A 23,480-nucleotide genomic window follows, 5' to 3' on the forward strand; every position below is an offset into this window, starting at 1 on the left:
ACCACTTGGCGACTCATGTTTCAGTTCTTTTCAGAGTTGGATTTGGAGCGACTGTGGATACTTGCTGATTGTTTTCGGTGGCATTTCTTTAATTTAGGGAGAAACAATGAAGATACATAAAATAGTTGATGAGATTTATCATCTGTCGGTGAACATTGAGGAAGAAGGATACCTTTTTGAGGGAATCTGGCCGATTCCGAATGGCGTGTCGATTAACGGCTATCTGATTAAAGGGGATAAGAATGTTCTGATTGATCTGACGCAGGACATCATGGACTTTCCGGCAGCGGTTTCCCGGCAGATTGAGTCTGCATCGATCGGTGTTGAGGATATTGATATTCTGGTGGTGAACCACATGGAGCCGGACCACAGCGGCTGGCTGCGGGATTTCTGCAGGCAAAACACAAAGGCGGTTATTTACTGCACCGAAAAAGCGGTTCCGTTGCTGGAGGCATTTTCCGGAGTTCCTGCCGATCGCGCTGTTGCGATTACGGATGGTATGACGCTGGAGCTGGGCGATTACGAACTCCAGTTCTTTAACACGCCGAATATTCACTGGCCGGAAACCATGATGACCTATGAAAAGAAGCGCGGAATTCTTTTCTCCTGCGATGCCTTCGGTTCCTACGGCTCGCTGGATGAAGATGCTGTGTTTGACGATCAGGTTTCTGACGAAAAGCATGCGTTTTATGAAAACGAGGCCCTCCGCTATTACGCCAACATTGTGGCCAGTTTCAGTCTGCCGGTTCTAAAAGGTCTGGAGAAGCTGAGCGGACTGGACATCAAGATTATCTGTCCGTCTCACGGAATCATCTGGCGCGAAAATCCCAGTGTGATTGTTGACCACTACAAACGTTATGCGGAGTACAGCAAAGGGCCGGGCGAAAAAGAAGTGACGCTGGTCTGGAGCAGTATGTACGGCAACACTAAAAAGATTGTCAGCACGATTATTGAGGTTCTGCGCGGTCGTAAAATTCCAGTGCATGTTTACCAGGTTCCGGGCGATGACGTGGGACATATTCTTGGGGATGCATGGAAATCCCGCGGGCTGATTTTCGGGATGCCGACCTATGAGTACAAAATGTTCCCGCCGATGGCGCATGTGATCGAAGAGCTCATCATGAAGAAGGTCAAAAACAAAAAGGTCTTCCGCTTCGGCTCCTATGGCTGGGTCGGCGGTGCTCAGCGTGACTTCGAAGCCAAAACCGAAAAATCCGGTTGGGATGTGGTCGGTTGTTTCGAGTGGCAGGGTGCGGCTACGGAAGCGGATCACGATGCAATCCGCAAAGCGGTCGGAGCCTATTGCGACAGCCTCGAGGAAGCGTAGCTCTCGACGGTAATGATCTAAAGAAAACAGGCGGCAGGACTTTTCCTGCCGCCTGTTTTTTTGTTCAGGTTTCGAAGGTTTGGAATGCCTGATTATTTGCGGATGTCGTGGCTGATGCGCATGGAGCAGAATTTTTCGCCGCACATGGAGCAGTAGCGCTGCTTAACGTTGTGCTGTTCGCCGGGCGGCAGGGATTCTTCGCGGAAGCGGCGCGCGCGTTCGGGGTCGAAGCAGAGATTGAACTGATCTTCCCAGCGGAAGTCGAAGCGGGCTTTGCTGATGGCGTTGTCGCGGTCCTGTGCGCCGGGGATCCCTTTGGCGAGGTCGGCGGCGTGCGCAGCGATTTTATGGGCCACAACGCCTTCGCGCACGTCGTCGCGGTTCGGCAGACCGAGATGTTCTTTCGGGGTGACGTAGCAGAGCATGGAGCAGCCGTACCATCCAATCAGGGCGCCGCCGATGGCGCTGTTCATGTGGTCGTAGCCGGCGGCGAGGTCGGTGACCAGCGGGCCGAGGGTGTAGAACGGGGCTTCGAAGCAGTCTTCGAGCTGGCGGTCCATGTTTTCCTTAATCTTGTGCATGGGCACATGGCCGGGGCCTTCAATCATCACCTGGCAGCCGTGCTTCCACGCAATCTGCGTGAGTTCGCCGAGCGTTTTGAGTTCGCCGAACTGGGCGTCGTCGTTGGCGTCAGCCAGGCAACCGGGACGGAGGCCGTCGCCGAGCGAGAAGGTGATGTCGTATTCGCGCATGATTTCGCAGATTTCCTCAAAGTGTGTGTAGAGGAAGCTCTCGCAGTTGTGGGTTTTCATCCACTGCGCCATGATGGAGCCGCCGCGGCTGACGATGCCGGTGAGGCGCTGGTTGGCGAGCGGAATGTGTTTTTGCAGAACACCGGCGTGGATGGTGAAATAGTCGACGCCCTGTTCGGCCTGTTCGATGAGTGTTTCGCGGTAGGATTCCCAGGTGAGGTCGCCGATTTCTCCGCCGACTTTTTGGAGTGCCTGATAGATCGGAACGGTGCCGATTGGGGTGGGGCAGTGGCGCAGAATGGCTTCGCGCGTTTCGTGGATCTGTTCGCCGGTGGATAGATCCATCACGGTGTCCGCGCCCCAGATGACGGACCAGCGCATTTTTTCGAGCTCTTTTTCGATGGATGAGCCGAGTGCGGAGTTGCCGATGTTGGCATTGATTTTTGTGCGGAATTTGCGCCCGATAATCATCGGTTCGCATTCGGGGTGACAGCGGTTGGCAGGAATAACAGCGCGTCCGGCGGCGATCTCGTCGCGCACGATCTCCGGTTCTGTTTTTTCGCGGATGGCGATGAATTCCATTTCCGGCGTGATGGTTCCGGCGCGGGCGTGTTCAAGCTGGGTGAGGTTTTCGCGCTCGGCAATCCAATCGGCGCGCAGGGCGGGCAGTGGGCCGTCGGTCTGCGGACCGGATGTGTCATAGACGCGGACCGGAGCGTTGAACTCTTTCTGGGTGCCGTCCTCGTTGAGGGTATGAGCGAGTTCGATTTCGCGGAAAGGAACGCGGATGTCGGGACGGGACCCGGTGATGTATACCTTGCGTGAATGCGGAAAATACGTTTCAAGTTCTGTCATTTTTTCGGTCTCCTCAAAAAGCAGGAAGGGGAGACCCTTGACGGGTCGCCGCTTCCCTTCGCGGCATTATCCGCGCAGGTTCAAAGGGTTGGTTCTCAGCACGCCGGATTTCCGGGGCACCCCCAGCAGAAACCGTAGTATATCGGAGCCGAACAGCGATCAAAGCCTTTTCAGAACTCTTTTTTCCATTGGATGGTGGCTTTGTAGTTTTCGTTGTCCATTTCCAGCTCATATCCGGCCTCAAGACCGCTTTGTGGAAGGCTTAGGGCTCCGCCGGAAATTCGGTATTGGTCGGTTTCCGGATCTTTGACCACCCGGAGCCTGAGTTCCGGAAGAGTCCGGTTCGGGAACAGATAGGGTGTTAGCCAACTGCTCTGGAGTTCTGTAGAGAACGATCCATCGTTCTGAAACAGGTCGGATAGATTTGTGTAGCTGCCTGTGCGGCTTTGCAGTGTATTGGTCAGTGGAGAACTGAACAGGCGGTCCTGCAGTGACGGAGGGGCGGGCGATTCGTCCAATGCCGGCAGGTTGGATGCAGCTGTCTGGTAGAACGGAACGGGCAGGCTGAGCTCTTCGTGGAAAACGTTGGTTAGGTTTTCCTGTGTGGCTGTCGGGGTCGGCTCTGTTTTTTCAAGGGTTGGAACCGATTGCTCGGGTGTCGGCACGAAAACCAGCAGTCCGGTCAGGACCAGCAAAATCAGTAAAACTGTTGTTTGGTTACGCATTGTATCTGCCGTTAATGATGAAAGACTCTAATGTGACTGTAAATGAAAACCTTTTGCAATACCCGGCCCGGAGGCTGTTAGCAATGTCTGGCATGTTTTGCTGCCGTGCCAGGGCGGGAATTATCTCGTATTCGGCGGTCTGTATTCCTTATCGTGTATGTTTTAGCCTTAGGATTGTAAGAGGTTTTATGAGCGAGCAGAAAAACAAACGTCCCGGATGGGATGAATATTTTATGGATATCGCCCATGTGGTGGCGCGACGGGGAAACTGTTCGCGGCGGCAGGTCGCAGCGGTGATTGTGCGTGATCGGCGGATTGTTTCGACCGGTTATAACGGAACCCCGCGTGGAATCACCAACTGCTGTGATGGTGGTTGCGCGCGCTGTGCGTCCGATGCTCCCTCGGGCGGAAGCCTTGGCGACTGCATCTGCTGTCACGCAGAGGAAAATGCGATTGTGCAGGCGGCCTATCACGGGATTTCAGTTAAGGACGGAGTACTGTACTGCACAATCAGCCCCTGCCTGATGTGTACCAAAATGATGATCAACGCGGGCATCTCCGAGGTTGTTTACGAGCGGGAATATCATTTTAACGATCAGGCCCGGGCTTTGTTCAAAGAAGCGGGAGTTGTGTGCCGGCAGTTTGTCAGAGAGGGGTGATGTTTTGACGCGGCGGTTTCCCATTCGACGCAGCTTTAGGCAGGCAATGCTTGGAACTTTACTGCTGGCCTCAGCGGTTCTGGGCGGAGATCTTCCGTTTCCGGTCGGCGAGGAGCTGGTTTATTCCGTGAGCTGGAACGGCATCCGGGTTGCTACGGCTATCGCCAGCACGTCCATGGAAATCATGGACGGCCGCGAAGTGCTGGTGCTGCGCCAGCACACGGAGACCTATGCGGTTTTTAAGGTGTGGCCGGTCGATGATAACCACGAAACCCTGGTCGATCCGAAGACCTTTCTGCCGATTCAGTATACGAAAAATATCAAGGAAGGCGGGTATCGCTGCCACGAGATAACGACGTTTGATTTTAAAGAAAAAGTGGCGCGCTATGAGCATCAGACCAACGGGAGCCAAAAAGAGTATCCGATCGAGGCAGACACCCGTGATATTCTAAGCTTTCTTTATTTCATGCGTTCCAGTCCGCTGGAACCGAACCAGGTGCTGAAGCGCCAGGTGATGGCCGATGAAAAGCTCTATGATCTGATCGTGACCACCGAAGAGGAGGAGGAGGTCCGGCTTCCGGACTATAAACGCAAAATTCCGAGCCTGAGGATGGTGCCGGAAGCGATGTTTGACGGCTTGTTTGTGCGCAAAGGAAAGGCTACGCTGTGGGTTTCGCGTGATTCCCGCCGACTGCTGACCTTTGCCAAGGTTCATGTCCCGCTGGGCAGTGTGCGGATTAAGCTTCAGAAGGTAAATGGTCCGGGAGACGATTTCTGGATTAAGGAAAAAAAAGACGATGACGATTGAAAACAAACGGGTGGTCGGCGTGATTCCGGCGCGGTGGGCTTCGACCCGTCTGCCGGGTAAACCGCTGGTGATGATTGCCGGAAAGCCAATGATTCAACGAGTCGTTGAGCGCGTGGTGCAGGCAAGAACGCTGAGTGCGGTGATTGTGGCGACTGATGACCAGCGCATTGTTGATGCGGTGGCATCGTTTGATATCCCTGATGTCAAAGCCGTGATGACGCGTGCCGACCATCCGTCCGGCACGGACCGAATCGCCGAGGCCGTTGCCGGCGAGGAGTGTGATGTGGTCATCAATATTCAGGGCGACGAACCGTTGATGGATCCAGCGCTGATCGACCGGCTGGGACAGGTGATGCTTTCCGGCGATTGGGATATGGCGACTGCTGCCACCCCGATAAAAACCGAAGCCGACCTGAAAAACCCTGCTGTGGTTAAAGCGGTGTTTGGTCGCGACGGGCAGGCTCTCTATTTTTCGCGCGCGCCGATTCCGTATGTGCGCGATGAGGGAACGGACGTTGCTGATGCTCACTTCCGCCATCTCGGAATTTATGCTTATACCCGTGAATATTTAATGACGCTGGTTGCAGAGCCGCCGTGTCTTTTAGAAAACCTCGAAAAACTCGAGCAGCTTCGCGCGCTGAATATCGGCTGCAGGATGAACGTTTTGAAAGTGGAGGATGTCGGTATTGGAGTCGACACGCCCGAGGATGTTGCAAAAGTAGAAGCCATTTTGGAGTGCGGTGTTAAAAGCGAAGCGTAACGCCGCTTTTGAAAAGGGTTTATGTGAACATGAAACGAAATGATGAAAAAGCGTTCTGACCCCATTGTGCTGACCCCATTGCGAGGATGTCGAAAAAGTGGAACAGATTTTGAAAAATATAGGCGGATAAAAGCAATTGTTGAGGAGGAGACTGCGTGAAAAGATGCAAATATTGCAGCAAGAAGAGGGTAGCGGATGATGTGTGCGGTTTTTGTAATCTTCCCCAGTCAGTGAAGTATCGGAATTTACCAAAAGATGAAAAGAAGAAGGCTAGTAATTATCGAAATATAGGCGTGCTGGGATTATTATTGTTTTTATTAGGGTCAATGGTTCTTCTTGATCATTTCTCGCGCTATATGGCAGTAAATCACATTGAAAATGTAGATGTCCCCAGCCCATTTGAGACTTTTAGGTATATTGTATATTTCAGTGCGGGTATTTTTATGGGATTGAGAGCCCGGGGAGGGTATTTGTTGGGATTAATTGCGTCAGTATTTTTAATTCAACGAGGAATCCCCACATATAATTTAACAGCAATATTGTTTGGTTTTGCCGTTTTATTGCTTGTTGCCCCGCATGTGAAGGAAATGGTGGTACGCCCAGGCAAAGAATAGATGATTTGTCATCAGGATAAGCCTATAAATACGCATGCGCATTTTACTTATCATGAAAATAGCCAGTTGCTCGCCGGAGTAGGCGGCATAGGGTTTTAAGTTTACGGGAGAAAAAATGACTAAGACGATCAATGTAAAAGGCGTGAAATTCGGCGGAAGGAGTCCGCTGGCGCTGATTGCCGGGCCGTGCGTGATTGAAAGCCGCGAAGGTTGTATGGCGATTGCCGATAAGCTGGTGAAGCTGTCGAAAAAACAGAATATTCCGCTGGTGTTTAAGGCGTCATACGATAAGGCGAACCGTACGTCGATCAACTCCTACCGCGGGCCGGGCATCGCCAAGGGCCTCGAAATCCTTTCGGAGATTAAGGAGAAGTACAACGTGCCGGTGTTGACGGACGTTCACAGCGTGGAGGAAATCCATATTGCATCTAAAGTGGTCGACATCATTCAGTTGCCGGCGTTTCTGATCCGGCAGACCGACATCGTGGTGGCTGCCGGCGAAAGTGGCGCTGTGGTGAATGTGAAGAAGGCGCAGTTTGCTGCGCCGTGGGACATGGCCCAGGTGGTCAAAAAGATTGAGTCGACCGGTAACACGAAAATCATGCTGACGGAGCGCGGTGCAAGTTTCGGCTACAACACGCTGGTGGCGGACATGCGCAGCCTGATTATTATGCGCGAACTGGGCTATCCGGTGATTTTTGATGCGACGCATTCGGTGCAGTCGCCGGGCGGAAAGGGGGACAGTTCGGGCGGCGACGGCCGTTTCGCACCGTATTTGGCGAAGGCCGCGGCGGCGGTCGGCGTGGACGGTATGTTTATTGAAACGCATCCGGATCCGGAAAATGCGCTGTCCGACGGTCCGAATATGATTCCGACGAAGGATCTTTCCAGGCTGTGGAAAAAACTGAGCGCAATTGATGAGGTGAAATGATGAATTCTTTCGCTTTTTCCAATGTTTGGAAAGTTGCCGTGCCGGCGGTTTTGTTGTCGCTGAATGCGGCGGCGCAGATCGAAGGAATGGAGATTTCCGGCTTTCGTGTGCCGGAGTATGACGAGCAGGGGCAGATGACGTCGCAGCTGTTCGGAGATCATGCCATCATGGGCGCGGACAACAAGGTGAAGATCGAGGGGGTGCGCCTTGAGTTTTACAATGACGGCGAGGTTTTACTGCATGCGGAGTCTCCGTACTGTTTCTATGACCGTCAGGCCGGTATGGCGCACTCGGATGCTCCGGTGCATGCGGAAATGGACGGTGTGGTGCTGGACGGAAAGGGATTTGAGCTGAAGGCCGGAGAGCGCACGGTGCATGTGCTGGACGATTGCCGCGTGGAAATCAGTGATGTGATGCAGCAAGCCGATATTCACCCGAGCGATGACGATGCTGCGTTGTCGAACAGCGTCACGGTGATTACGTCCAAAGAGCTTTTTCTAAACTATGAGGGCCGAAGTGCCCGGTTTGTCGATATGGTTCATGTGGATGATTCTCAGCTGGAAATGGACTCTCAGTCACTTGAAATTCGGTTTGGCGAAAACAGTGAAATTGACTGGATAGAGGCGTTAACCGACGTTAGAATCCTGCATGAAGGACGGGAAGCGTATGCGGATAAGGCCGTTTATGATGTTAAAACTGATGAGTTTGTGCTGGAAGGCAATCCCCGGCTGTCCGATGGAGATAATATGCTGATGGGCGATCGCATCCGTTTTTGGAGGGCCTCGGAGCGCATGGTTTGCGAGCCGGAAGCTAAGTTGGTGATTTACCCGGATCAGAAAATAAATACGGAACTTTTTGAGAAGAAATGATGAGCGAAGATTATCTGGTTCGTACGGAAAAGCTTGTAAAGAGCTATCGCGGGAAGACAGTGGTTAATGGAGTGGATGTGAATGTCCGCTTGGGAGAAATTGTTGGGTTGCTGGGCCCCAACGGGGCCGGAAAAACCACAACGTTTTATATGGTGACCGGGCTGGTTCATCCGACGGGTGGACAGGTCTTTTTCAAGGATCGGAATGTTTCCAAGGTTCCGATGTATCAGCGCGCCCGTATGGGAATGGGATATCTGTCTCAGGAACCTTCCATTTTTCGAAAACTGACAGTGCAGGAAAATGTAATGGCGATTCTTGAAACGCTTCCGATTTCGCGTCGCGAACGCCGCGAACGGCTGGAGTTTCTGCTGAGTGAACTGAAGATTTCCCACCTGGCCAAACAGCGGGCCTATACGTTGTCGGGGGGAGAGCGTCGTCGCCTCGAAATTACGCGTGCACTGGTGACCAATCCGTCACTTATTTTGCTCGATGAGCCGTTCAGCGGAGTGGATCCGCTGGCGGTTTATGAGGTGCAGGAAATCATTAAGGAGCTTCGTGAGAAAGGTCTCGGGGTGCTGATTACCGACCATAACGTTCGCGAGACGCTGGCGGTTGTGGACCGGGCCTATCTCATGTGCGAGGGGAAAGTGCTGCGCGAAGGAGCCAGCTCTTTCCTGGTGAACGATGAAGTGAGCCGGGAGCTCTATTTGGGGCCGCGGTTCAGTATGTAACAAGAAGGGAGAAGCTCATGCAGGTGCATATCACAGGACGGCATGTTGAGATCACTGAAGGAATCCGGGAGCATATCTATGCGAAGGCAGATCGTTCCTTGAGCGGGTTGTCGCGGATTCAGGACGTGCAGGTTGTTCTGGAGCTTCAGAAACGGATGCATACCGCAGAAGTGGTAATTAAAGGAAAAAACCTTCATGTGGAAGCGGAGTCAACATCGCAAAACATGTACACATCGATTGACGAAGCGATAGAAAAAGCGGAACGTCAGTTGCGCAAACTGCGCGAAAAAGTGCAGGATCATCATTAAGAAGGAGTTGGCGCTGTGTCGATTACGTTGAAAGATTTCTGGGAACAGGGCCGCGGTCGGCTTTCGCTCGAACTGGTTACTGGGGAGAATGCTCTCAAAAGACCGGTCGAAGAAAAGGCGATCAACCGTCCGGGGTTGGCTTTAACCGGATTTTTTCAATACTTTGCGCAGCGCCGCCTTCAGGTGTTCGGTCTGGCTGAATTCACTTATTTGAAAAGTCTGGATTCAGATGAACGCGTATCCCGGTTGCGCGGGATTTTTGAAAAAAATATTCCCGGCATTGTCATTGCCCGGAACCGCAACCCCTTGCCGGAGTTTTTGACGTTAGCTGAAGAGTATTCGGTTCCGCTGTTTCGAACGACCATGATTACCAGTCATTTTATCAATGAATCCACTTTGTTGATCGAAGAACTGACTGCTCCGCGCGGGCGGGTGCAGGGGACGATGCTGGAAATTATGGGGGTCGGTGTTCTGCTGCAGGGAAAAGCCGGAATTGGAAAAAGCGAAACCGCATTGTCTCTGATTGAGCGGGGGTACTGTCTGGTGGCGGATGATGTCACTGAGGTGGTACGTGACAGTCGCGAACGGGTTGTGGGGTATGCAAACGAACTGACCCGCTATCATATGGAAATTCGCGGTGTGGGGATTGTTCATGTGCCCAGCCTGTTTGGTGTGGCGGCGATTCGTCGGGAGAGTGAGCTGGATCTGGTGATTGAGCTTCATCCGTATCAACATGACCGCGAAGAAGAACGAACCGGAATTAAACCGAGCGAAATTGAGATTTTGGATGCGAAATTTCCATACTATTCTCTTCCGGTGAGTCCGGGAAGAGATATGGCCAACATTGTGGAAGCCACAGCATTGAACCATAAACTGAAAACGCTTGGGCATGATGCTGCAAAAGAACTGGATGAAAAAGTTATCGGATCATTTCTTCGCAGGGCAGGTGCGTAATGGGCGATACAAAAAAAATTGTTCGCGAGTTTACGGTGGAGAACCAGTATGGAATTCATGCCCGCCCGGCCGCATTACTGGTAAAAGCTGCCGGGAAATACTCCTCGGAAATTCTGATTGGTAAAGAAGGATCTGAGGTTTCTGCTAAAAGTATTATGGGGCTGTTGACTATAGAAGGGCATCAGGGTGCCTGTTTGTCTGTTCAGACCGTTGGCGAAGACGCAGAAGAAGCCATGGCTGAAATCGCAGAGCTGTTCGAAAACAAATTTTTTGAGGAGTAGTGTGTCTGTAGAAGCCTCAGAGGGCCTGGAAGAGCTGGTTCTTCAGGGAATCGGAGTTTCTCCCGGTGTAGCTGTGGGCGATGCTGTTGTTTTTGCTTCTGAAGGTTTTGCGGTTCCTGAGCGGAATATCAGCGAAAGTGAAATTCCCCTCGAAATTGCGCGGTTTGAGGAGGCCCTGATCAAAACCCGGCACCAGATCTCGGAAATCCAGCATAATGTGGAGATAATGCTGGGATCGGAACATGCGGGCATCTTTGATGCGCACTTGCTGGTTGTGGACGACCGGTATTTCATCGAAGAGGTCATTCGTAGTCTTCGCGAAAACCGTCGCAATGTTGAATCCATTGTGAATGAAGTGTCCGGTAACTATACCAGTATGCTGGCAAAGGTTGAGGACGATTATCTTCGCGAACGGGCTGCTGATGTACACGATGTAACCCGGCGTATTGTTAAAAACCTGGCCGGGGAGGGAATGGATCGACTGAACTGCCTGGAGCATCCCTGCATTGCTGTGGCTCATGATTTTTCTCCATCGGACACGGCAGGAATGAATCGGGATATCGTGCAGGCGTTGGTGGCGGATATCGGCAGCTCGACATCGCATGCTGCCATTATGGCTCGGGCTTTGGAGGTTCCTGCGGTCGTGGGTTTGCATGACGTCAGCACACGAATTAACGCCGGCGATACGGTGTTGGTGGATGGAGCCAAAGGGGTGGTTGTTATTCGTCCATCGTCGGCAACACTGTTGACCTATGCTCAGCGGGCCGAAGAGCTGAAGATGATTCTTGGCGAGTTGGAAACGCTTAAGGATGAGCAGTCCGAAACCAAGGATGGATATTGCGTCCCGATCGCAGCCAATATTGAACTGCCGAACGAAATTGTTTCGATTGATCGTTTCGGTGCTCAGGGTATCGGGTTGTTTCGTACAGAATTTTTATTCCAGAAAAAACAGCTGCCTGATGAAGAAACGCAGATACAGGTTTACAGCGAGGCGGCAGATCAATGCGGTGGAAATGAAGTAGTCATTCGCACGCTTGATTTAGGGGGGGATAAATGTTCTGCCGGAATTCGGGTTGATCAGGAAGCCAACCCGTTTCTCGGCTGGAGGGCAATTCGTTTCTGCCTGGGCAGTGTAAAGCTGTTTAAGGTTCAGTTGCGGGCAATCCTGCGTGCAGCAGCGGGGCGCAATATTGCCATGATGTATCCGATGATCAGCTGCGTGAGTGAGGTGCTGGAGGCGAACACCCTGCTTGAGGAATGTCGGCAGGAGTTGAAATCGGAAGGACTTCCCTGTGCCGACCGCATTAAAATCGGAGTATTGATTGAGGTGCCTTCGGCAGCATTGACAGTGGATCTTATTGCTCCTCACGTCGACTTCTTCAGTATCGGAACCAATGACCTTATTCAGTACACCTTGGCGATTGACCGTGTGAATGAAAAAGTGGCTCATCTTTATCGCCCTACACATGCTTCGGTTATTCGTCTGATACATCAGGTCGTTCAGACAGGACAGCAGTATCGGATTCCGGTAATGGTTTGCGGACAGACGGCAGCATCGCCGGAGTTGGCGCCTTTGCTGATCGGGCTGGGAGTCAATCGGCTCAGTATCAGTCCGCCATCGGTTCCAATGATCAAAGACGTTATTCGAAATCTGCATTATTCGGACTGTCGCCGCCTGGCGGAAGACGCTCTGAGGATGTCCTCTTCTGAGGATATTGCTGCCGAATGCCGTGCCTTGCTCAAAAAAACCTCTCCGGAAATTCTTGAGCTGATCAGCTGAAGTGGATATATTCCAAATCCATAAATCCGGATAAACGAATTTATTGGATAGGGATTTTAATAAATGAGCAAAATTAATGCCGATCATGTTTTTACCTCCGAGTCTGTTTCGGAAGGACATCCTGATAAAGTATGCGATCAGATCTCGGATGCAATTCTGGACGCCTGCCTGGAAAAAGATATTCAAAGCCGTGTTGCCTGTGAAACCCTGGTAACCACCGACCTGGTTGTCAACGCCGGGGAAGTTACCTGCAGCGGGTGGGATCAGATCAATCCGGAAGCGATTGCTCGCAAAGTGGTTCACGACATTGGATATGACCATGAGGCCCTTAAATTTTGCGCTGATACCTTCGAATATATTTGCCGTCTGCACGAGCAGTCGGCTGATATTTCTCAGGGGGTTACAGAGGGTCAGGGACTGTTTTATGAGCAGGGTGCTGGGGATCAGGGCATGATGTTCGGATATGCTTCCGACGAAACCGATGCGTTGATGCCGGCTCCGGTCCATTACAGTCATTTATTGCTCGATGAGCTGCAGAAGATCCGTAAAGCCGGGACTATTCCGTATTTGCGTCCCGACTCAAAATCACAGATTTCCATCAAGTACGTAAACGGTCGTCCCGATCATATTACATCGGTTGTGTTGTCCCATCAGACCGACGATGTGCCATTGGAACAGATTCAGGCGGACCTTAAAAAAGTTGCTCAGGAAGTCCTGGCGCCGACCGGCCTGCTGAATGATAATGTGGAATACTTCATTAACCCGACCGGTAAGTTTGTGATTGGTGGCCCGCATGGTGATGCTGGACTCACCGGGCGCAAAATTATCGTAGACACTTACGGAGGAGTTGGCAGTCACGGTGGCGGAGCTTTCTCAGGCAAAGACCCGTCAAAAGTTGACCGGTCTGCTGCTTACTACGCACGTTATGCTGCCAAGAATATTGTCGCTTCCGGTTTGGCAAAAAAATGTGAGGTTCAGGTGGCCTATGCTATCGGCGTCTCAAAGCCGCTCAGTGTTAATGTTGATACGTATGGCACCGGCAAGCTGGAAGATTCCCGTCTGGAGTCGATTGTTTCTTCCGGAGAAATTTTCGATTTCCGCCCGGCATCGCTCATTGCGGAGTTGGGATTGCTGACTCCAAAAGGCTGGAGTTATCGCGAAGCGGCTTCTTATGGGCACTTCGGCAGGCCTCAGTTTCCTTGGGAAAAAACCGATAAAACCGAGGCATTGCTGGTCGCAGTAAAATAATTGTTTTTTGCTGTTGATTCGTTCCCTCGAACAGCTTACCTTCTCTGCTTTCTTGATGCACCCGTAGCTCAATTGGATAGAGCACCTGACTACGAATCAGGAGGTTTCAGGTTCGACTCCTGACGGGTGCGCCACTCTTTTAAGGCCGGAACTTATGTTGGCTCTTCCCCAAAGACGGGGGCAAGGGCGAATTTTTATTAACCACACATCACAATTACTCTCAATCTGTAATTGTCGAAATTCCTGAAGCCATAGGCTCTTCTCTGAATCAGCTCCATCTTGGTATGGAAGCCTTCTGTAATGCCGTTGTTGCGGGTGAACCTCCACATCCGGGCGATCTCATCGCGCCAGGAACTCAATGTGGCCCCCAGCGTGCGCAACGGCTCGAATGGACTGTTGCGCAGCTGATCGATCCAGTACAGCAGGCGTGAGATTAGCGGCCGGCAATCCTTTTGTGTTCGATGCTTCTGGTTAAGCAGTTCGCATAGCTCCTCTTTGGCCTTGTACACCATACCAATCGCTGGGTTCTGCTCAAAATATCGCTCCAGACGGGCCTGTTGGTCTGGATGCAGATTGCCGCTTTTTCGGCGCATCAGCGATAGCAGCCCACGGTTTTTACGCCCTACAGGGTCAAGTAGCTTCCATGTGTCGAGGAAATGGCGGATGACGGTGCGCACGACATGGAACCGGTCGCTTACGATCAGGGCATTCGGAAAGTATTGCTTTACCAAGGCCCGGTAGCTTGAAGACAGATCGATGCAGACCACCTGAACCCGTTCCCGGCCTTTCATTCGCATCAGAGCGCTATGCAGGGAGTGCTCCGATCGTCCCTTGGCTACCTCGAATATCCGATGTTTCTGCAGGTCACAGAAGGTCGTTGCGTATCCCTGCTTCTTGGTGAAGAAGTGTTCATCAATACCCAGAACCGTCGGGCACAACCGGCTGGAAAACATCTTCTCTTTAAGCTCCAGATGGTCATGAAACCACCGCTCGACAGTAGCGGATCCGATCTTTCGCCGACGATGCAGCTGTTGCTGGCTGATGCCGTCACGGTGATCCATAAAGATCTCCTGACGGAACATCTCGGTACTGCGCCGGTACGGCAGCAGGCCGGGCACTCGGGCCCTAAAATAGCGTCTGCAGTCTTCGCAGCGATATTTACGCAGCGTCAAGTACAGCCAGGTGTTTTTCGTTCCAATGCTTTCATGACGCAGCTTCCGTACAAATCGATCCTTAGTGCGCAGCTGCTCTGAACTGCATTGCGGACAGGCCACCGGGCCAACGTACTCGGCATGAATCATCACGCCACCGTGGCGGACTACGGAATGAACCTTGATGCCGGGGCCGACCAGGTCTATCTTCTCTTGGGGCATAGCGATCTCCTTTTTATTCCAACTGCTACCTTAGCAGTCAGGGATCGCCCTTGCCCCCGTCTTTGAGGAAGAGCCCTTATGTTCCGGCTTTTTTGTTATTTTCTAGCGTTCTTGCGTGTTTGTGGTGAATCGAGTTGATGCGTCTATGTGCTTATGTTTTCTCATATGTTTACAAAAAATCATGTCTCATTGATGGGGAACGCTTGCAGGATGTTCAAAAAGAAGAACTCGTCATCCCGGTAATGATAAGCCGTTAGCCTGAGCGCTTTGATCTTGTTGTTAATGCCTTATAGAGACTAGAGTGAAAGGTCCGCAGATATGAGAGATGACATAGCAGGAAGGCGAGTGGCTTGATGCTGCTTTAAATCGTATGTTTGTGCCAATGTTAAAAAACCGACCGAGTTTGTTGGGGGCGCCGCTCTCTAAGGTGGGCCTTCAGTCGGGTTCAGGTTTTGTTCGGGAGGGCTTCGAACGATCCATGGCACCTTGCAGCAGGCTGGATGAGTATCTTTGCGGTGCAGCGATGTTATGGTCGCAAATTAATCCATGGCCGGCAGCTCGACTTTTTCGAGATTAATTGGTCCGGTTTGCGTTGCGAATAAAGTTTTCGATGCTCTTCACCATTCTCCGGCTGAAGCAGCATTCGGCTGTACCATATGTATGTGAAGCAACCCGGCGACATCGGGTTGCTGACCTCTCGCAGTGGCGAATAAGGTGCGAGTAGGATTCGGGGCTTCTGGAGCGCTTTCTGCTAGGATTCGCGTTTGGGAAAGAGGGTGTCGCCGTGTGATCAGCTGCCCAGTTGATTTCGTCTGCTCATCATACAGGGTTTACTGCCCTGATTTTGAAATCAGCCCTTGTTCTTACAGGCGTTGACGGCCTTGGATGGCGCGCTGCAACGTGGTGGTGTCGGCATACTCTACCGCGCTTCCGGAGGGAAGGCCAAAGGCGAGTCTGGAGACGGTTATGTCGCGGCTGTGAAGGACCTCGGCAATGTAGCTGGCGGTTGCTTCGCTTTCTACATCGGTTCCGAGAGCGAGGATTACTTCCTGAATTTCTTCCGGCTGCAGGCGGGTGAGCAGTTCGTTTACACGCAGGTCGGAGATGCCTTTTCCTAGAGCTGGAGAGAGATGGCCACCAAGGACGTGATAGCGTCCCTGGAAGCTGTGCGATTTCTCAATTTTCATGATGTCGCCTGGCCGTTCCACCACGCACAGAAGGCCGGAGGCCCGCCGTCCGTCTGTGCAAATGGCACAGGGGTCTTCCTTCGTTATTGTGATACTGCCGCAACGCGAGCAGGTTCCAACCTGCTCATCGGCAGCAAGCAGGGCTTCCGCGAGACGACGTGCAAGTCCGTCACGGCTTTGCACAATGGCCATCGCCATACGTTCTGCTGAGCGTTTCCCAATGCCGGGAAGTTTTTCAAACGCTGCGACCAGATCATCTAATGGAAGGAAGTGTTTCATGAGAGAGTTGTTAGGTATGAATTATGAAGGTGGAAGGTGCCTGGTTCATATTTCATACTTCATTTTTCCGTTCAATTTAGAACGGGAGGTTGAGTCCGGCAGTGAGGCTTTTCATTTCCTTGGCAGCTTCGGACTGGGCCTGGTTGATTGCTCCTTTAACGGCGTCGACCACTGCGATTTCCAGCTGTTTGATTTCGGCGGGATTGACGATTTCTGGCTGGATCTGAACGCTTTGGATCTTCATGTCACAGCTCATTTTTACAGTAACTGCACCGTTCTTGCTGGAAAACTCGACCGTTTGTTTGGCCAGCTGCTTTTGCTTTTTCTTCATGTCTTTCTGCATGCTGGCGGCCTGCTTCATCATCTTCATCATATCCATAATAGATCTCCTCAAGTTATTTTCTTACGTCTTCAATATCGCCGCTGAAGTGTTCCAGAACGCTTCGGACGGCAGGGTTGTTTTTATAATCTTTTTTATTCAGTCCTTGTTTCGCGGGGCGGTCTGTCGGCAAAGGCTTGTTGGCGGCGGTTCCCTCTAATGTTTGGAAGTTGACCGAAACGGGTCTGTTTAAAAATCCTTCGAGTGTTTTCTGGACCAAAGCAATGGTTCGCTGGTTTTCGAGACTTTCTTTTTCCTGTGCGAATTCGGGATCAATACCAATTGTGACATGTGTTTCTGTGGCTTTGATCGGAGCGGTATCAATCAGGTATTGATGTGCTTGCGGAAGTGCCTTGGTGAAGCGTTCGATTAACTGCGGCCAGGCGCTTTTTAGTCGGTTCAGATCATCACAGGGCTTTTTTTTTACGCTGTAGTCCGTTGTTGCAGTTTCCTTTACGGCTGTTGCCCCTTCGCGTCCTTTTAGGGCGGCGACTTGCTGCATTAATTCGTCAACGGTCGCTACGGTGGCTGCACGCGAGGCCCGGATCAGGGCGGCTTCGAGCAGAGTGCGTTTAGAGAGTGCATAGCGCATACGTCCGTCGGCTTCAATCAGCAGATCAATAATGCGGAGGAGGCGTCCATCCGATGTCTTTTCTGCCTGCTGTTTCAGGATATCAATCTGGGTGGAGGGAATATCGAATGTCTCGAGATCCTTGCCGGCGTGCATGACGATGAGCAGGTTTCGGAAATGATCGAGCAGTTCAAGAACAACACGCTGCATGTCTTTGCCGCTGCTGTCGATGGCGGCGACCGCCCCGAGAATGACGGGAATATTACCGGTCAGGATGCCGGTTGCCAGACCTTCGAGCTGCTCGCGGCTGATGAGCCCAAATACAGACAGAACGTCAGCTTCTTCGATGTCCTTGCCGCGGAATGAAACGAGTTGGTCCAGGGCACTCTCTGCGTCGCGCAGACCACCTTCGGCTCCGCGGGAAATCGCGAGCAGGGCATCGTTATTGATGTTGATTCCTTCCGCTTTGGAAATTTTCTGCAGCTGACCGGTAATGTCCGCTACGGAAATTCGTCGTAAATCAAAGCGCTGGCAGCGTGACAGGATCGTAGTCAGCACCTTTTGCGGTTCTGTGGTCGCAAAGAAAAATTTGACATGCGCCGGCGGTTCTTCGAGCGTTTTGAGGATGGCGTTGAATGCCTCTCGCGTGAGCATGTGCACTTCGTCAATGATATAGATTTTGAATGGGCCGCGTACCGGCGCGTAGCGTACATTGTCACGCAGTTCCTGCACGTCGGCAATCCCGCGATTGGATGCTCCGTCGATTTCAATTACGTCCAGACTGCTGCCGGTCATAATTTCCTTGCAGGAGTCGCATTCGTTGCAGGGTTCGGAGCCCTGTCGGTTTTGGCAGTTGAGTGCTTTGGCCAGAATGCGTGCTGTGGTTGTTTTGCCGGTTCCGCGGGGGCCGACAAACAGATAGGCGTGCGCCAAACGTTCCGTTTGGATTGCATTGTGCAGGGTTTTCGTGACGTGGTCCTGTCCCACCACATCTGCAAAAACCTGCGGTCGCCATTTTCGTGCTAAAACTTCATAACCCATAAGCCAGACAAGGTAGCGGTCTGGGGCTGCAATGGCAAGTGGGAACAGCATTCAGGGAGCCGGATGGTAAATTATCGTAAATATCTTGAGGCGGGCGGGGGGTTCAATTAGCCTTCCAGGCAATTCGGGAGGAATCAGTATGCGTTTTTTAGCAGTGTTGGCTGTTGTCGTTTTTGCCTGTTTCAGGACTGCTCCGGCGGAAGAGGTCGCTGGACATAAACTGTCAGAAGCCGAGGAGATAGTTCAGGATATGTCCTCTAAGTTGAATCGGGGCGTTGTTAATATTTTGACCGGGTGGGGCGAGATTCCCCGCCAGATGATCAAATCCGGCAAAAATCAAGGCTGGTGGGCGGCTCTTCCGGTCGGTCTCCCGTCGGGAGCCATAATGACGGTTGTGCGTACCGGAACTGGTGTTTTTGAAACCGTAACGTTCATGGTTCCAATCAATGATTCTTATGGACCGCTGATTGATCCCGGGTTTGTCTGGCAGAAAGTCTCTGAATGAAAATCCTGATCAGCAATGATGACGGGATTCATGCTCCGGGGATTTCCGCGTTGTATCATGCCGTGGGGGAGCTGGGAGACCTGACTGTTGTGGCTCCGGATGTGGAACGCAGCGCTGCCGGCCATTCCATTACGCTGAGTGATCCCATTAAATGCATTCCGGTCGAAAAAGAGGATGGGGTTTCCGGATATGCGATCAGCGGTACGCCGGCGGATTGCATTAAGCTTGCCGTTCGTGCGCTGATGGAAGACGCTCCGCCGGATCTGGTGCTGAGCGGCATTAATCTTGGCTCCAACACCGGTATCAGCGTTCTTTATTCAGGAACAGTCTCGGCTGCTACCGAAGGGGTGATTCTAGGCATTCCCGGCGTTGCGTTTTCGCTTTGCACCTATCGGGATCCGCAATGGGATATGGCAAAGAGGGTTGCTTTGGAGATTACGCGGAAGCTTATGAAGCATCCGATTCCGCCCGGTTTATTGCTGAATGTTAATATGCCCAATCTGCCATATGACGAGCTAAAGGGAGTCAAGGTGACCCGAATGGGGCGCTCGCGCTTTATTGAAAAATTCCATAAACGGCTGGATCCGCAGGGGCGTACTTATTACTGGCTGGATGGGGATTTGGAAGTGCAGGACTCAGGTGATGACATTGATATTCATGCTGTGCGCGATGGATATGTCTCAATAACGCCGATTCATTTCGATCTAACCGCTCGGGAGCACCTGGATTATTTCCAGTGTTTGGAAGAAAGGGCCTGATTTTTTGGCGTTTCGGTCGCGATTTCTAAAAGATTGTAAAAAAGCGGTTTGACACCGCGGAGAATCTCATTATGCTCTGCGCTTCCTTTTAGGCAAAGGGCGGTTAGCTCAGCTGGTTAGAGCATCTCGTTTACACCGAGAGGGTCGGGGGTTCGAATCCCTCACCGCCCACCACTTTTCGGCTCTTCGGCTCTTGGCTCTTCCCCAAAGACGGGGGCAAGGGCGAATTTTTATTAACCACACATCACAATTACTCTCAATCTGTAATTGCTGAAATTCCTAAAGCCGTAGGCTCTTCTCTGAATCAGCTCCATCTTGGTATGGAAGCCTTCTGTAATGCCGTTGTTGCGGGTGAACCTCCACATCCGGGCGATCTCATCGCGCCAGGAACTCAATGTGGCCCCCAGCGTGCGCAACGGCTCGAATGGACTGTTGCGCAGCTGATCGATCCAGTACAGCAGGCGTGAGATTAGCGGCCGGCAGTCCTTTTGTGTTCGATGCTTCTGGTTGAGCAGTTCGCATAGCTCCTCTTTGGCCTTGTACACCATACCAATCGCTGGGTTCTGCTCAAAATATCGCTCCAGCGTGAGCAGCGGATCGAACGAGTTGAGAACTCTCTGCCCAGCAGGCGGAAAGCCAACAGTTTTGCATTTTCTGTGATTTTTGTTGTTCCCTCATAAGGCTTTTGGACAGCAGGAATTTGATAGAAGGACTGTTTCTCTGGATTCCGTGGTAAAGCTTTTCAGGGTTTTTGTTGGAAAAAACGGGAAGCAGGGGATACATTGCCCCGCTTTGAGCGAACAGGATGATTTTTCAGGAGCTGAAGAGATGCAGCTGACAATGCTAAAATCGAAGATTCATATGGCGACTCTGACCGGTACGGAGCTGTACTATCAGGGGAGCATTGCTATTGATCAGGATTTGATGGATGCCGCCGGCATGCTGCCGAATGAACAGGTTCATGTGCTGAATGTGAATAACGGCAGTCGTTTGGTGACCTATACGATCGCCGGAGAACGAGGGTCTGGGATTATCGAACTGAACGGTCCTGCCGCCCATCTTGGAGAAACCGGGGATCAGGTGGTCATCATCAGCTATGCCCAGATGGGCGAGGAGGAAGCCGCGGCGCACACGCCGGTGGTTGTCCATGTTGATGAACAAAACGCCATTCGGACGCTTTAAACGCCGTTTGAGGCGGGTTACAGCACCGGCGCCATCAGCAACGCGAGATTTTCCAGCAGACGGCGGTATGCGGGACGACGCCGCCATTCTGTGAGCGCGATTTCGGTGCTGGAGTCGATATCTTCATGAATCAGGTTTTTCATGGTATCGGCAAAATTTTCACTGTAGACGACGACTGAGGTCTCGTAGTTCAGGCTGAGGCTGCGGTTGTCGAGATTCGCGGTTCCGATCAGAGACAGCTCTCCATCCACCACCAGGGCTTTGGCGTGCATAAACGGCGGATGGCGCTCATAGATCCGGACGCCGGCCAGCAGAAGTTCTTCATAAAGCGCGCGGCTGGCGAAACCGGCGTAGCGGTGGTTGTTTTTTTGGGGTACAATCAGCCTCACATCCACGCCGCGCAAAGCGGCGGAATGTAATGCCCGAAGGATATCTGCCGGAGGTACAAAGTAGGGCGTGACAGCCAGGATTTGTTTTTCAGCCAGGGTGATAGCATTGAAGAAGGCTTCGATGGCTACGTCTTTTTCAGTTGAAGGGCCGCTGTTGATCAACCGGGCGGTTACTTTGCCGGCCTGATCCGACTGAGGGAACAGTTCCTCTGTCAGTAATCCGGCCGGATCTTCGTGTGTAATGAAGTGCCAGTCGCGCAGGAATGAATACTGGAGTTCCTGAACCATGGGGCCTTCTACGCAGAAGTGATAGTCGCGAATCGGTCCGTTTGGATTGGACGCTGTGTTTTCCGCATGGATATTAATTCCGCCGAAAAAGGCTTTCTTACCATCAATAACAAGCGCTTTGCGATGGTTGCGAAGGTTGATCTGGAATTGCCGTTTGAACGGATTCGCCTGTGTCCATCCTTCGATATGAACGTTTTCATGACGTCCATATTTGCGGAAAAAGCCGCTCAAATGGGCGCGGGTGGAGCCGAAGCGATCATAGAGCAGGCGTATTTGAACGCCAGCGGCGGCCCGTTCAGCGAGAGCGTCCATGAATTCCCGGCTGATGGAGTCGCGTTCAATAATATAGCTTTGCAAGTGAATATGTTTCTTCGCAGCACGAATTGCGGCGAGCATCTCCACGTAGGCTTCGTCGCCGCCAACCAGCGGAGTAATGCGGTTGCCGGGATGAACGGGGTGGTCTGAGAGAAGCGCATCCAGAATTCGGTCCATATTACGCTGCAGATAGCTGTCGTTCGGCGCTGCCACCGGATTATGCCAATAGGCGAACGGGGCGGTTTCTTTCGTGGTTGCCCGGACGGTCAGAAGGGTTTTGTCGGTCAGGAATTTTTCAAATCCACGGTCGGGGATTCGGTCGACGCCGAAGCAGAGATAGAGGAGAGGTCCGGCAACGGGAAACGACCATGCCGCAAAAATCCAGAGGATGGTGGAGGACGCATTGCGTTTGCGCTGCAGGCTGTGAAGGGCGACCAGCACGAACGCCAGAATATGCAGGACAGAAGTGAGCGCAAGAATAACCGGATGAGTGAACATGCGTTGATTATGGACATCCGACGGCAGTTTGCGAAGCCGGAAAAGCTTCCAGAGTTTGGAAAAGTGACCGTACGGCCCTGCGCGATGAGAAGACGGTGTGGCGCCGTATGTCCTTTGTTTTCACGTTTGCGATCCAAACCGATAACTCTACAGGGACTAAATACGATTAAGCGCTTCCAGACCGATTGATTGAACAGTCTATCGTTTCAAAAAGTGCGATTTTTAAGGAGTTTGTTGAAATCAGCAGATTAGGCATTAAATGCCTAATACTCATAGGTATTTCCCGCAAAAAGAATAGGCATTTTAACTGCTTCTACTTCATGTGAAACCGCGGAAAACCCGCGAAACCAGAAGGAGTGGAACAGATAAAATGACTAATACGGTATATAAATTCATCGTTCTTGTTTTGTTTGCTATGGTTGCATTTGGACAGGCTGTTACTGTAACCGTGGAATGGGATCCGGCTTCAACGACTGTTGATGGTGAAGCACTGGAATATGTTCATTGCTATAAAGTGTTTTATGGGGATACCTCCGGAGTTTATACGGATTACGTAGTGGTGACTAATGCCACCAGTGCCGAAGTGGAGCTGGAATATAACAAAACACACTATTTTTCAGTGAAAACCTGCACGCATGATGCAGAGAGTGATTATTCTGAGGAGTTGGTTTGGATGGCACCGGTGATGGCTGACAAGGATGCAGACGGTCTTTCCGATGATTGGGAGATGGCTTATTTCGGCACCCTGGACGCGGCTAGCGGTACCAGTGACTACGATCACAACGGAATTTGTGACGTGACTGAGTTTATTGCAGGAACCGACCCGACCGATCCGCTTGATTCTCCGGCGCTGGTTTCTCTAGGACGCGGTATTGTTGCCTTTGAAGCTCGGTCTGCAGTTGGTGATGGCTACGAAAACCGGGCCCGCAGCTATTCCCTGCAATACTGCGAAGATCTCGCTTCCGGAGCCTGGATTCCAGTTTTTGGTATGGATCAGATTGATGCTGAAGGGCAGGTTGTGGAATACGCTGTTCCTGAAGGGGGACTGCACGGATTTTACAGGACTCAGATTCAGCTGAATTAACGAACATTTATTTTTCTTCTTCATAAGCC

Annotated in this window: 23 protein-coding genes, 2 tRNA genes and 2 pseudogenes; 19 read left to right on the plus strand and 8 right to left on the minus strand. The window is 51.9% G+C overall.

All coding sequences use genetic code 11. The features are described from left to right. The first annotated feature begins 106 nt into the window (after window positions 1-106). Window positions 107-1,327: an FprA family A-type flavoprotein gene (locus GT409_RS12600; protein ID WP_160629423.1), complete on the plus strand. Its 1,221-nt coding sequence runs from the start codon at window positions 107-109 to the stop codon at window positions 1,325-1,327. A gap of 98 nt (window positions 1,328-1,425) precedes the next feature. Here GT409_RS12600 and thiC read toward each other — a convergent pair. Both thiC and GT409_RS12610 read right to left on the minus strand, forming a co-directional pair. Beyond that, window positions 1,426-2,934 (minus strand): annotated as a pseudogene (gene thiC / locus GT409_RS12605) (phosphomethylpyrimidine synthase ThiC); the annotation flags it as partial. Window positions 2,935-3,104: 170 nt separating this feature from the next. Continuing rightward, entirely contained in the window at window positions 3,105-3,659 is a 555-nt protein-coding gene (locus tag GT409_RS12610; protein ID WP_160629425.1) for a hypothetical protein, read from the minus strand. 188 nt (window positions 3,660-3,847) lie between these two features. Here GT409_RS12610 and GT409_RS12615 point away from each other — a divergent pair, with 188 nt between their 5' ends. The 13 genes from GT409_RS12615 (at window position 3,848) to GT409_RS12675 (ending at window position 13,736) form a co-directional block, all read left to right on the plus strand. After that, window positions 3,848-4,318 carry a deoxycytidylate deaminase gene (locus GT409_RS12615; protein WP_160629426.1) on the plus strand — a complete coding sequence of 157 codons (471 nt, stop codon included), beginning with the start codon at window positions 3,848-3,850 and terminating at the stop codon, window positions 4,316-4,318. Between the two features lie 46 nt (window positions 4,319-4,364). Beyond that, window positions 4,365-5,126, plus strand: a complete 762-nt coding sequence (locus GT409_RS12620; protein WP_160629427.1) for a DUF3108 domain-containing protein — start codon at window positions 4,365-4,367, stop codon at window positions 5,124-5,126. Next, complete coding sequence (gene kdsB, locus GT409_RS12625; protein ID WP_160629428.1) at window positions 5,116-5,886, plus strand: 3-deoxy-manno-octulosonate cytidylyltransferase; 771 nt, start codon at window positions 5,116-5,118, stop codon at window positions 5,884-5,886. The genes GT409_RS12620 and kdsB overlap by 11 nt, the downstream gene beginning before the upstream one ends. Window positions 5,887-6,041: 155 nt before the next feature. Beyond that, entirely contained in the window at window positions 6,042-6,500 is a 459-nt protein-coding gene (locus GT409_RS12630) for a hypothetical protein (protein WP_160629429.1), read from the plus strand. Window positions 6,501-6,615: 115 nt separating this feature from the next. After that, entirely contained in the window at window positions 6,616-7,431 is an 816-nt protein-coding gene (gene kdsA / locus GT409_RS12635; protein ID WP_160629430.1) for a 3-deoxy-8-phosphooctulonate synthase, read from the plus strand. Then, the gene (locus GT409_RS12640) at window positions 7,428-8,300 is read left to right on the plus strand and encodes an LptA/OstA family protein (protein ID WP_160629431.1); all 873 of its coding nucleotides are present in this window, start codon (window positions 7,428-7,430) and stop codon (window positions 8,298-8,300) included. The genes kdsA and GT409_RS12640 overlap by 4 nt, the downstream gene beginning before the upstream one ends. Continuing rightward, window positions 8,297-9,031 carry an LPS export ABC transporter ATP-binding protein gene (lptB, locus tag GT409_RS12645; RefSeq protein ID WP_233231557.1) on the plus strand — a complete coding sequence of 245 codons (735 nt, stop codon included), beginning with the start codon at window positions 8,297-8,299 and terminating at the stop codon, window positions 9,029-9,031. Before GT409_RS12640 ends, lptB begins: the two co-directional genes overlap by 4 nt. Before the next feature lie 17 nt (window positions 9,032-9,048). Next, on the plus strand, window positions 9,049-9,339 hold the full coding sequence (gene hpf, locus GT409_RS12650; protein ID WP_160629432.1) for a ribosome hibernation-promoting factor, HPF/YfiA family: 291 nt from the start codon (window positions 9,049-9,051) through the stop codon (window positions 9,337-9,339). A 15-nt stretch (window positions 9,340-9,354) separates the two neighbouring features. Continuing rightward, on the plus strand, window positions 9,355-10,293 hold the full coding sequence (gene hprK / locus GT409_RS12655) for an HPr(Ser) kinase/phosphatase (protein ID WP_160629433.1): 939 nt from the start codon (window positions 9,355-9,357) through the stop codon (window positions 10,291-10,293). Further along, window positions 10,293-10,574: an HPr family phosphocarrier protein gene (locus GT409_RS12660; protein WP_160629434.1), complete on the plus strand. Its 282-nt coding sequence runs from the start codon at window positions 10,293-10,295 to the stop codon at window positions 10,572-10,574. The genes hprK and GT409_RS12660 overlap by 1 nt, the downstream gene beginning before the upstream one ends. Window position 10,575: 1 nt before the next feature. Further along, window positions 10,576-12,354 carry a phosphoenolpyruvate--protein phosphotransferase gene (gene ptsP / locus GT409_RS12665; RefSeq protein ID WP_160629435.1) on the plus strand — a complete coding sequence of 593 codons (1,779 nt, stop codon included), beginning with the start codon at window positions 10,576-10,578 and terminating at the stop codon, window positions 12,352-12,354. A 63-nt stretch (window positions 12,355-12,417) separates the two neighbouring features. Next, on the plus strand, window positions 12,418-13,602 hold the full coding sequence (metK, locus tag GT409_RS12670) for a methionine adenosyltransferase (protein WP_160629436.1): 1,185 nt from the start codon (window positions 12,418-12,420) through the stop codon (window positions 13,600-13,602). Between the two features lie 57 nt (window positions 13,603-13,659). Next, window positions 13,660-13,736 (plus strand) — tRNA-Arg (locus tag GT409_RS12675). A gap of 63 nt (window positions 13,737-13,799) precedes the next feature. Here GT409_RS12675 and GT409_RS12680 read toward each other — a convergent pair. From GT409_RS12680 to dnaX, 4 genes are all read right to left on the minus strand, one after another. After that, a complete protein-coding gene (locus GT409_RS12680; RefSeq protein WP_160627661.1) occupies window positions 13,800-14,975 on the minus strand; it encodes an ISL3 family transposase in 1,176 nt (391 codons plus the stop codon). 863 nt (window positions 14,976-15,838) lie between these two features. Then, the gene (recR, locus tag GT409_RS12685; protein WP_160629437.1) at window positions 15,839-16,441 is read right to left on the minus strand and encodes a recombination mediator RecR; all 603 of its coding nucleotides are present in this window, start codon (window positions 16,439-16,441) and stop codon (window positions 15,839-15,841) included. Between the two features lie 76 nt (window positions 16,442-16,517). Beyond that, window positions 16,518-16,820 carry a YbaB/EbfC family nucleoid-associated protein gene (locus tag GT409_RS12690; protein WP_160629438.1) on the minus strand — a complete coding sequence of 101 codons (303 nt, stop codon included), beginning with the start codon at window positions 16,818-16,820 and terminating at the stop codon, window positions 16,518-16,520. A 16-nt stretch (window positions 16,821-16,836) separates the two neighbouring features. Further along, window positions 16,837-18,483, minus strand: a complete 1,647-nt coding sequence (gene dnaX, locus GT409_RS12695) for a DNA polymerase III subunit gamma/tau (protein ID WP_160629439.1) — start codon at window positions 18,481-18,483, stop codon at window positions 16,837-16,839. A gap of 88 nt (window positions 18,484-18,571) precedes the next feature. On the opposite strand from dnaX, the gene GT409_RS12700 reads away from it, so the two are divergent. The 3 genes from GT409_RS12700 (at window position 18,572) to GT409_RS12710 (ending at window position 19,869) form a co-directional block, all read left to right on the plus strand. Then, complete coding sequence (locus tag GT409_RS12700) at window positions 18,572-18,937, plus strand: exosortase system-associated protein, TIGR04073 family (protein ID WP_160629440.1); 366 nt, start codon at window positions 18,572-18,574, stop codon at window positions 18,935-18,937. Next, on the plus strand, window positions 18,934-19,695 hold the full coding sequence (gene surE, locus GT409_RS12705) for a 5'/3'-nucleotidase SurE (protein ID WP_160629441.1): 762 nt from the start codon (window positions 18,934-18,936) through the stop codon (window positions 19,693-19,695). Before GT409_RS12700 ends, surE begins: the two co-directional genes overlap by 4 nt. Window positions 19,696-19,792: 97 nt before the next feature. Continuing rightward, window positions 19,793-19,869: transfer RNA gene (locus GT409_RS12710), tRNA-Val, on the plus strand. A 59-nt stretch (window positions 19,870-19,928) separates the two neighbouring features. On the opposite strand, the pseudogene GT409_RS12715 reads toward GT409_RS12710, so the two are convergent. Continuing rightward, window positions 19,929-20,276, minus strand: a pseudogene (locus tag GT409_RS12715) (ISL3 family transposase); the annotation flags it as partial. Between the two features lie 247 nt (window positions 20,277-20,523). On the opposite strand from GT409_RS12715, the gene panD reads away from it, so the two are divergent. Further along, window positions 20,524-20,877: an aspartate 1-decarboxylase gene (gene panD, locus GT409_RS12720; RefSeq protein WP_160629443.1), complete on the plus strand. Its 354-nt coding sequence runs from the start codon at window positions 20,524-20,526 to the stop codon at window positions 20,875-20,877. Window positions 20,878-20,894: 17 nt separating this feature from the next. Here panD and cls read toward each other — a convergent pair whose 3' ends face one another. Continuing rightward, window positions 20,895-22,367: a cardiolipin synthase gene (gene cls / locus GT409_RS12725; RefSeq protein WP_160629444.1), complete on the minus strand. Its 1,473-nt coding sequence runs from the start codon at window positions 22,365-22,367 to the stop codon at window positions 20,895-20,897. Between the two features lie 370 nt (window positions 22,368-22,737). Here cls and GT409_RS12730 point away from each other — a divergent pair, with 370 nt between their 5' ends. Beyond that, window positions 22,738-23,451: a hypothetical protein gene (locus GT409_RS12730; protein ID WP_160629445.1), complete on the plus strand. Its 714-nt coding sequence runs from the start codon at window positions 22,738-22,740 to the stop codon at window positions 23,449-23,451. Window positions 23,452-23,480: the final 29 nt, after the last annotated feature.

Origin of the sequence: Tichowtungia aerotolerans, assembly GCF_009905215.1 — a bacterium.
Classification (GTDB): domain Bacteria; phylum Verrucomicrobiota; class Kiritimatiellia; order Kiritimatiellales; family Tichowtungiaceae; genus Tichowtungia; species Tichowtungia aerotolerans.

Excerpts from the sequence above, each read along its gene's own strand:
- surE (WP_160629441.1), top strand. The coding sequence starts at position 18,934 with ATGAAAATCCTGATCAGCAATGATGACGGGATTCATGCTCCGGGGATT.
- GT409_RS12615 (WP_160629426.1), top strand. The coding sequence starts at position 3,848 with ATGAGCGAGCAGAAAAACAAACGTCCCGGATGGGATGAATATTTTATG.
- GT409_RS12700 (WP_160629440.1), top strand. The coding sequence starts at position 18,572 with ATGCGTTTTTTAGCAGTGTTGGCTGTTGTCGTTTTTGCCTGTTTCAGG.
- kdsB (WP_160629428.1), top strand. The coding sequence starts at position 5,116 with ATGACGATTGAAAACAAACGGGTGGTCGGCGTGATTCCGGCGCGGTGG.
- GT409_RS12610 (WP_160629425.1), bottom strand. The coding sequence starts at position 3,659 with ATGCGTAACCAAACAACAGTTTTACTGATTTTGCTGGTCCTGACCGGA.
- GT409_RS12600 (WP_160629423.1), top strand. The coding sequence starts at position 107 with ATGAAGATACATAAAATAGTTGATGAGATTTATCATCTGTCGGTGAAC.
- metK (WP_160629436.1), top strand. The coding sequence starts at position 12,418 with ATGAGCAAAATTAATGCCGATCATGTTTTTACCTCCGAGTCTGTTTCG.
- cls (WP_160629444.1), bottom strand. The coding sequence starts at position 22,367 with ATGTTCACTCATCCGGTTATTCTTGCGCTCACTTCTGTCCTGCATATT.
- GT409_RS12730 (WP_160629445.1), top strand. The coding sequence starts at position 22,738 with ATGACTAATACGGTATATAAATTCATCGTTCTTGTTTTGTTTGCTATG.
- GT409_RS12680 (WP_160627661.1), bottom strand. The coding sequence starts at position 14,975 with ATGCCCCAAGAGAAGATAGACCTGGTCGGCCCCGGCATCAAGGTTCAT.
- GT409_RS12660 (WP_160629434.1), top strand. The coding sequence starts at position 10,293 with ATGGGCGATACAAAAAAAATTGTTCGCGAGTTTACGGTGGAGAACCAG.
- panD (WP_160629443.1), top strand. The coding sequence starts at position 20,524 with ATGCAGCTGACAATGCTAAAATCGAAGATTCATATGGCGACTCTGACC.
- recR (WP_160629437.1), bottom strand. The coding sequence starts at position 16,441 with ATGAAACACTTCCTTCCATTAGATGATCTGGTCGCAGCGTTTGAAAAA.
- GT409_RS12640 (WP_160629431.1), top strand. The coding sequence starts at position 7,428 with ATGATGAATTCTTTCGCTTTTTCCAATGTTTGGAAAGTTGCCGTGCCG.
- GT409_RS12690 (WP_160629438.1), bottom strand. The coding sequence starts at position 16,820 with ATGGATATGATGAAGATGATGAAGCAGGCCGCCAGCATGCAGAAAGAC.
- hpf (WP_160629432.1), top strand. The coding sequence starts at position 9,049 with ATGCAGGTGCATATCACAGGACGGCATGTTGAGATCACTGAAGGAATC.
- lptB (WP_233231557.1), top strand. The coding sequence starts at position 8,297 with ATGATGAGCGAAGATTATCTGGTTCGTACGGAAAAGCTTGTAAAGAGC.
- GT409_RS12620 (WP_160629427.1), top strand. The coding sequence starts at position 4,365 with ATGCTTGGAACTTTACTGCTGGCCTCAGCGGTTCTGGGCGGAGATCTT.
- dnaX (WP_160629439.1), bottom strand. The coding sequence starts at position 18,483 with ATGCTGTTCCCACTTGCCATTGCAGCCCCAGACCGCTACCTTGTCTGG.
- kdsA (WP_160629430.1), top strand. The coding sequence starts at position 6,616 with ATGACTAAGACGATCAATGTAAAAGGCGTGAAATTCGGCGGAAGGAGT.